This is a genomic window from Methanoculleus sp. UBA208, assembly GCF_002498065.1.
Taxonomy (GTDB): Archaea; Halobacteriota; Methanomicrobia; order Methanomicrobiales; family Methanoculleaceae; genus Methanoculleus.
Window position 1 is genome coordinate 1 of record NZ_DAFZ01000049.1, and the last position, 6,314, is coordinate 6,314.

Consider the following 6,314-nt stretch of genomic DNA (forward strand, 5'->3'; position numbering starts at 1 on the left):
GTACCGGTACATGTTGCCAACGCATCTCTTCACCTTGTTGTTACTGTAGCAACAACATTTATTGCCAGCCGGTATATATACATGATGGAATGAAGGCTCCCCGGGATGTTCCAAACGCCCTCCTCGAATCTCTGAAATCACTGGGTCTCACGAAGTACGAAGCCCTCGTGTATATCGGGCTCCTCAGGACGGCGGGTGCGACTGCGACAGAGGTTCACGAGATCTCCGGCGTGCCGCGCGCGTCCGTCTACCCGGTCCTCGACCGGCTCGTCCAGAAGGAGCTGGTCAGTGTCTCCCACACGACGCCCAAACGGTTTGACGCGGTTCCTCCCGACCAGGGCGTCGAGAACCTGATGCGCCGGATCGAGAGCGATGCCCAGAGCGCCCGGACGGCCCTCGACGCCCTCTACCGGGAGAAGGGGCCGGGAGGCCGGGGCGACCAGGAACTGGTCTGGACCATCTACGGGGAGGAGAACATCAGGACCCGCCTTGCCGGCATGTTCCGGAGCGCGGAGCGGAGCGTGGAGGTGCTGGCGACATGGGACCTCCTCCGGGAGAGCATGCTCGAACTGCTCGATCCCGTCCCCGACTCCGTGTCGGTCGACATCGTCACCGAGCGCTGGGAGGGCGAGCAGCCTTCCCGGTTCCGGCTCCACGTCCTTCCCCTCGCCGTTTTGCAGGAGATTCGTTTCCCGGCGGATAAACTGCTGCCGTACGAGAGGTCCGGTGTCTTTCTGGTGGACGACGCCCGGGCGCTGCTCTGGATGGAGGGGGCCGACGGGCAGCCCTCGGCCCTCTATTCGGAGTCTGCGGGGCTCGTCCTGTTTGTGCGGCGGCATATCACCACCGTCACGGAATGGGCAAGGGCCGGGGTTCAATAATCCTCCAGGTAGCTCATCTCCCGGATATCGATCAGCCCTTTGAGCGCCTTCGTCACCACCGATCTACCTGTCTCCTTGACGGCCGCCATCGCATTGGTGCCCCCGACCATCGCCACGCCCACGTATTGCGGGCTTACCGGAACCCCGAGCAGGGGGACGTTCGGGACGCCGACATCAAGGATGCCGGAGAAACCCATGGCCGTCAGTTCGTCGAACACCGTATTCATGAGCGGTTCAGCCTCCATGTGGCATTCCCGGATGTTTGCGAGGATATTGCCGTCCCTGTGGCGCATGACGTCGAGAATTGATGTGGTTTCCTGGGAGATCAGGACCTCAAGGGGGTCGAGCGTGGTGTCTCGGTAGAGGATCATGCTCGTGAACCGCCGCGGAACTCTTCCTTCGACCTCGACGATCCCCCCGCCGATAGGGTTGATCGGGATGCCGCGCCGGAGGAGGAGAGCGTCGAGGGTGATGCTGCACATCGTGCAGACGGCATGTTTGCCGTCCGGCACGGCGTAATCGCCGACCTGCTCCCCCGGCCCGACAATCAGGATCCTGTCGCTGATGGTGATGCCCGCTTTGTGGGCCTCTTTTATGATGGAGAGCGCGAACTCGAGATCATGGCTCTCGATGAGCGAGAGGTTGTAGATGATCGTCCCCGCGTCCTCCTCCGGGCGGTAGGTCACCCGGAGCGCGTACTCCTCGATACGGTGATTGGTGAACTTCAGGGGGCTGTGCACTATCAGATCTCTTGCACGGCAGGGGAAAAAGTGTTGCCTTCGAAGAGGGACCTCCGCGTTGCAGTCGCGAGCCCGGCTTACTGCCGTTCTTATCCCGGCGGATTTCCGGCCCCTGTCCTCCTGCCCCCCCGACCTGCGGAGGGAAAACTTGTTCTATCTCCCTGTGGTATTGTAAGATGAATGGAGAGTGGGACTCGGGAAAAAGCCCGGAACGTGCTGAAACGGATCCTGATCGCGGCCTCCTATGACGTCGAGGAGGTCGGCGACCCGCTGGATCTTTCCGCAATCGGGAGCGAAGACGCCATGGTGGTGCTCTGCTCGGACGACCTGGAGACGATTGAAAAATTCGATTCGATGACCTACCGCCTGCGCACCGGCGATGACGACTGGGTCTGCAGAAAACTGCTCTTCACCCTCGATCCGGGGGTGCGGACGGAGGACTGCATCCTGTGGGGCGTGGACGAGTTCGTCCGGTACGCGGGTCGGGCGGCGCTTGCGGAGGTGCTTGGGCAGAGCCTGGTCCTGGACTTAGGCCGCCCGGCCCCGGCTATCCGGCGCGAACCGGTGGAGACCATCCCTGCAACGGTGGAGGAAGAGCCGGAAGACGGGCCGGAGTTGCCCCATCTCCCGGTGCAGGTCGCCGAGAAGCGTGCCTGCGGAATCGCCGGGCTGCACGGGACGGCGAAGTGCCGGTTCATTCCGTACTGGAACTACCGCTACGTGAGCGCCGGCGAGCGCGAGGTGAAGGATCGGCTGATCTCCTTCGACGCCGAAGGGGCCGGGGCCATCAACGCCATCAACGGCCTGAAGATGGAGATCGACCCCGACGAGATCGAGCGGGGACCGGTCCCGTTCGGCTCCGAGATCGTGCCCGCCCGGCTCGTGCGGGAGGACGTGGAGGCGCAGCTAGTCCGCGATGTCGTCGACCGGCTCACCCAGCGGGTGCGGTTCCGCTACGAGAAGGGCGATGCCATCTTCTATGAGGAAAAGACCCTCAAACCCGACCGGAACAACATCAAGGTCGACCTCGAGACCGTCTACGTGCCGGTCTGGCAGGTGCGGGGCGGGAGCAAGATCGTCGAGGTCAACGGGTTCACCGGCGAGGTTCTCTCGATGCCGATGGACGAGGGCGTCGAACTGCTGTAGGTAAGAATCATGATCGTCGTCATCGGCGGCGGGCCCGCGGGAAGGCTCGGGGCGATGCACCTTGCACAGGCCGGGGAGGAGGTCCGGCTCATCGAGCAGCGCAGCATCGGCGGACAGTGCCTCCACGAGCGGTGCATGACCATCTGCGCCTTAAACGACGTCGCCCGGCTCATCGAGTACGCCCGGACCCAGAAGGACCTCGGTATCCTCGACTCGGTCCCGGCCGTCTCCTACCCGGCAATAAGGAGACGGATCTGCGAGGTCCAGGGGAAACTCTCCTCTGTCCTGGACGCCGAGACCCGGCAGGCGGGGGTCGAGGTCATTTACGGAGCAGTTGGCCGGCTGGAGGGGGGCCGGGTCTTCATCGGCGACGAGGAGGTCCGGGCCGACGCAGTCCTCGCGGCCACCGGGTCGCGCCCGGCAATCCCCGACATCCCCGGAACCGAACTTCTGGGCGTCTACACCTACCAGACGCTCCCCGCGATGCCCGATCTTCCCCGCCGCATGGCCGTCATCGGCGGCGGGGTGGTGGCGGCGGAGTTCGCCCACATATTCCGTGCGTTCGGGTCCGAAGTCGAGATCGTCGCACGGCACGGGCTGCTCGCGGACCTCGATCCGAAGATGCGCTCCGCCGCGCTGCGCGACCTTGCCGGGGTCGGCATCCGCGAAGAGACCGCCGTCGCAGGTATCGAGGGGAGTGGAAGGGTCCGCTCGGTCCTCCTCGCCAACGGCGAGGAGCTCGAGGCCGATGCCGTCCTGCTTGCCACCGGGCTCGTTCCTCGTTCGGAGTCGCTCCAGGGGCTCAGGAAGAGCCCGGACGGTGCCGTCACCGTCGATCGGCGGATGCGCACGAGCGTTGAGGGCGTCTACGCAGCCGGCGACGTCATCGGCCCACCCTACCTCACTCCCGCGGCCCGCCGGGAAGGCGTGGTGGCGGCCGAAAACATCCTCGGCCGCGAGACCGTCATGGACTATGAGGGCATTCCCCAGGCGATGAGCCTCCGTTACGACTACGCTTTCGCCGCGGTCGGCGCCGACGAAGGCGTCACCCTCTCGGCCCCGGCCCCCGCAGGGCCCGGCTCGTTCTGGGACGTGGCGGGCGGCTGGGCGGGCCTTGCGCAGGTCCGGGTCGATCCCGGGAGCGGCCGGCTCACCGGGGCCGCCGCCGCCGTTCCCGGGGCGGCGACCCTCCTCTCCTACGTCGGCTACCTGATGAAGCGGGGCGTCACCGTCGACGACTTCGACGACATCGTCGAGGTCCACCCTTCGACCGACGGCGTCTACGGGCTCGCCCGCTACGCTGCGGGGATGCTCAAAAAGAAGAACGAGTGATTCGTCCCGGCGGCTCTAGAGCTGCCGGAACATCTGCCCGAACTTCGGGATGAAATCCTTTTTCCGGGACATGACGCCCTCGAGCCGGACGGGCTGGTCCCGCAGGTCCAGCTTGGTGATGCAGGCCTCGTCCCCGGCGGCGAAAAGGTCGCTCGCGTTACTAAAGACGTTCGTGAAGAGGGCGAAGAAGCAGTCGACCCCCATCGTCGCCCGCAGGTGCTCAATCTCGGCCCGGATCTCGTCGGCGTGGGTCTCTGCGAAATCGAACGACGACGTCATCACCTGCGAGACCATGATGCTCCGCCCGAAGAGGTTGTAGCGCTTCATGTCCCGGGTGAGGAGTTCTTCCTTCGGGAGGGCATCGAGGTCCATGCCTTTCTGGATCAGTTCCGGCCCGAACTCGGCCGGGTCGACCCCGGCTATCTCCGCGAGGTAGTCCGCCGCCCTGATATCCGCAGGCGTGGTCGTCGAGAGTTTCATCACCATCGTGTCCGAGAGGATCCCCGAAAGGAGGAGCCCGGCGGTCGACGGCGTGGGCTCCACGCAGGCCTCGATGAATTTGTTCGCCACAATCGTCGAGGTCGACCCCACGGGGTCGTTGAGGAACCGCACCGGTTTTAAGGTGGAGATCGCCCCGAGGCGGTGGTGGTCGATGATCTCGAGGATATCCGCCTGCTCGATTCCGTCCACGGCCTGTGAATACTCGTTGTGGTCGAGGAGAATCACCGACTTCTGGACGTCCTGCATCAGCGTCGTCCGGGATATGAGCCCGATGTGATGCCGCCCTTCCCCGACGACGCAGGCCGTCCTGAACTTGGAGTTCGAGACGACGCTTTTCGCGTACTCGAGGGAGTCTTCCATCCGGACCGTGGGGACGTCGGTCTCCATGATCATGCTCGCGGGGAGGGAGAGACTGATCATCTTGCCGACGCTGAAGGCGTCGAGTGTCGTCGCGAGCACCGAGGCCCCTCTCGTCCGGGCGGCGTCGATCACGCGCTCGCCCACCGGCGCACCTTCGGCGATGATGAGCGCGGCGACTCCTGCCGATACCAGGGCGAGCTGGGCGGGTTCGTTGTCCCCGACGATCGCGATATCGTCGGGCGTCATCCGGGAGAGGGTGACGTGCAGGGCGTCGATGACGGTGTAGACCCGGCCATCTCCGAGCGTCTCGCACGCCGGCACGACTACCCGGGCATCGAGGATGCGGGCGAGGGTATCGAGCGGCATCGGGATGAGCGAGAGTTGTTCCCGGGGGTTCTTCCGGACGTAGGCCCGGGCGAGGCCGTACTCGCTGACGAGGCCGACCAGGGTCTCGTTCTCGTCCGTGATCGGCATGTTCCGCATGTCGTAGGTGTCCATCAGGGCGGCGACGTCGATTGTCGGGAGATCCTGCCGGACGCTCCGGGTATCGAGCGGTATATCCGATACGGTGGGCTCGACGCTCGCTACGTGGACCGGCGCCTCGGCGTTGAATGTCTCGAGTGCAAACCTCGTCTCCGGGCTCACCTCCCCGCACCGGGCGGGGATGTACTTCCCCGGTTCGGCGCGGTTGAGGAGCTCGGCGTAGCCGATGACACTGCAGATGCTGTCGGTGTCGGGCTGTTTGTGGCCGATGATAACGATCTTGTTCTGTCCCATGCTCTCCTCTGATCCCCGGCGGGGGAACGGTTGTCTCCAGAGGTATCGCCCTCCGCCGTCAAAGGCTTTATGCCGGCCCCCGGGCTGTGCGGGGTAACGTTGAAGTAGAGGCTCTCTCCATTCTTCCGCGTGGGAACCGATCGCCCCTGGCCCGCCCCGGCCCTGTTCATCCTGGCATGCCTCCTCATCTCCCCGGCAGTGGGAGCCCCGGGAGACGTGACGGTGACGTCCGTTGCGATCGACCCGGCGGTCCTGATGCCGGGCGACGCGGGGACCATCACGGTTGCCGTGCAGAATACCGGCCCCTCGACCGTCCCGCTCGGCGGGGCCCGCCTCTACGAGGACGGTGTCGTCCCGACGGGTGAGCCCTACCTCTCGGTCGGGGACCTCGGGGCAGGACTCAACCGGACGTTCACCTTCGCCGTCCGGGCGGACGCTCCCGACGGCACCTACTACCCCCGTTTCTCCCTCGACCTCCGGGAGAACGGAACCCTCAGCCACCCGGTCCCGGTCCGGGTCGACGGCACCCCGCTCAGTGCGTCGGTGGCCGCGAAGCCGGACGCCTTCGCCGCCGGCC

Annotated in this window: 5 protein-coding genes and 1 pseudogene; 4 read left to right on the top strand and 2 right to left on the bottom strand. The window is 65.4% G+C overall.

What is annotated here, in order from left to right; genetic code table 11:
• Window positions 1–89 precede the first annotated feature (89 nt).
• Window positions 90–881: a TrmB family transcriptional regulator gene (locus tag BRA62_RS04845; protein ID WP_292365275.1), complete on the top strand. Its 792-nt coding sequence runs from the start codon at window positions 90–92 to the stop codon at window positions 879–881.
• Here the strand turns inward: BRA62_RS04845 and BRA62_RS04850 are convergent.
• Window positions 875–1,621: a DUF128 domain-containing protein gene (locus tag BRA62_RS04850; RefSeq protein ID WP_292365277.1), complete on the bottom strand. Its 747-nt coding sequence runs from the start codon at window positions 1,619–1,621 to the stop codon at window positions 875–877. The two genes, BRA62_RS04845 and BRA62_RS04850, sit on opposite strands and share 7 nt — an antisense overlap.
• Before the next feature lie 180 nt (window positions 1,622–1,801).
• Here BRA62_RS04850 and BRA62_RS04855 point away from each other — a divergent pair, with 180 nt between their 5' ends.
• Together BRA62_RS04855 and BRA62_RS04860 are read left to right on the top strand one after the other, a co-directional pair.
• On the top strand, window positions 1,802–2,767 hold the full coding sequence (locus BRA62_RS04855; protein WP_292365279.1) for a hypothetical protein: 966 nt from the start codon (window positions 1,802–1,804) through the stop codon (window positions 2,765–2,767).
• A gap of 9 nt (window positions 2,768–2,776) precedes the next feature.
• Window positions 2,777–4,099, top strand: a complete 1,323-nt coding sequence (locus tag BRA62_RS04860; protein ID WP_292365281.1) for an NAD(P)/FAD-dependent oxidoreductase — start codon at window positions 2,777–2,779, stop codon at window positions 4,097–4,099.
• Window positions 4,100–4,114: 15 nt separating this feature from the next.
• Here BRA62_RS04860 and BRA62_RS04865 read toward each other — a convergent pair whose 3' ends face one another.
• Window positions 4,115–5,737, bottom strand: a complete 1,623-nt coding sequence (locus BRA62_RS04865; RefSeq protein WP_292365283.1) for a putative manganese-dependent inorganic diphosphatase — start codon at window positions 5,735–5,737, stop codon at window positions 4,115–4,117.
• A gap of 129 nt (window positions 5,738–5,866) precedes the next feature.
• Here BRA62_RS04865 and BRA62_RS04870 point away from each other — a divergent pair.
• Window positions 5,867–6,314, top strand: a pseudogene (locus tag BRA62_RS04870) (hypothetical protein); the annotation flags it as partial.